Annotated in this window: 1 rRNA gene; it reads right to left on the bottom strand. The window is 49.4% G+C overall.

Annotation, left to right across the window (positions count from 1 at the left end):
• Positions 1-1553 (bottom strand): 23S ribosomal RNA (locus tag SLH55_RS23005); the annotation flags it as partial.
• Positions 1554-1647 lie beyond the last annotated feature (94 nt).

The raw sequence follows: 1647 nt of genomic DNA, 5'->3' as shown, positions 1-1647 counted from the left end.
GGGATTTGCCTCATCATCAGCCTAACTGCTTAGACGCACATATCCAGCAGTGCGCTTACCCTATCCTCCTGCGTCCCCCCATTGCTCAAACGGAAAAGAGGTGGTACAGGAATATCAACCTGTTGTCCATCGTCTACGCCTATCGGCCTCGACTTAGGTCCCGACTAACCCTGAGCGGACGAGCCTTCCTCAGGAAACCTTAGGCATTCGGTGGATGGGATTCTCACCCATCTTTCGCTACTCATACCGGCATTCTCACTTCTAAGCACTCCACCAGTCCTTACGGTCTAGCTTCGCAGTCCTTAGAACGCTCTCCTACCACTGACACCTAGAGGTGTCAATCCACAGCTTCGGTGATACGTTTAGCCCCGGTACATTTTCGGCGCAGAGTCACTCGACCAGTGAGCTATTACGCACTCTTTAAATGGTGGCTGCTTCTAAGCCAACATCCTGGTTGTCTAAGCAACTCCACATCCTTTTCCACTTAACGTATACTTTGGGACCTTAGCTGGTGGTCTGGGCTGTTTCCCTTTCGACTACGGATCTTATCACTCGCAGTCTGACTCCCATGGATAAGTCTTTGGCATTCGGAGTTTGTCTGAATTCGGTAACCCGATGAGGGCCCCTAGTCCAAACAGTGCTCTACCTCCAAGACTCTTACACATGAGGCTAGCCCTAAAGCTATTTCGGAGAGAACCAGCTATCTCCAAGTTCGATTGGAATTTCTCCGCTACCCACACCTCATCCCCGCACTTTTCAACGTGCGTGGGTTCGGACCTCCATTCAGTGTTACCTGAACTTCATCCTGGACATGGGTAGATCACCTGGTTTCGGGTCTACGACCACATACTCAATTCGCCCTATTCAGACTCGCTTTCGCTGCGGCTCCGTCTTATCAACTTAACCTTGCATGGGATCGTAACTCGCCGGTTCATTCTACAAAAGGCACGCCATCACCCGTTAACGGGCTCTGACTACTTGTAGGCACACGGTTTCAGGTTCTATTTCACTCCCCTTCCGGGGTGCTTTTCACCTTTCCCTCACGGTACTGGTTCACTATCGGTCACTAGGGAGTATTTAGCCTTGGGAGATGGTCCTCCCAGCTTCCGACGGGATTTCACGTGTCCCGCCGTACTCAGGATCCACTCAAGAGGGAATGAAGTTTCAACTACAGGGTTGTTACCTTCTTTGACGAGCCTTTCCAGACTTCTTCGTCTACTTCATTCCTTTGTAACTCCGTATAGAGTGTCCTACAACCCCAAGAGGCAAGCCTCTTGGTTTGGGCTATATCCCGTTTCGCTCGCCGCTACTCAGGGAATCGCAATTGCTTTCTCTTCCTCCAGGTACTTAGATGTTTCAGTTCCCTGGGTCTGCCTTCCATACTCTATGTATTCAAGTAAGGATATTGTTCCATTACGAACAATGGGTTCCCCCATTCGGAAATCTCTGGATCAAAGCTCACTTACAGCTCCCCAAAGCATATCGGTGTTAGTCCCGTCCTTCGTCGGCTCCTAGTGCCAAGGCATCCACCGTGCGCCCTTCATAACTTAACCGAATTGGTTGTTACATCAGGTTTAAAACCTAAAATGGCGATACTCGGTAATTTCTTGACTATCAATTTATCTTTATCTAGTTTTCAAAGAACAA

The organism is Rossellomorea sp. YZS02 (assembly GCF_033963925.1).
Lineage (GTDB): Bacteria > Bacillota > Bacilli > Bacillales > Bacillaceae_B > Rossellomorea.
Note: the sequence above shows the minus strand (reverse complement) of the source record. Positions and strands in the feature narration are given on the sequence as shown.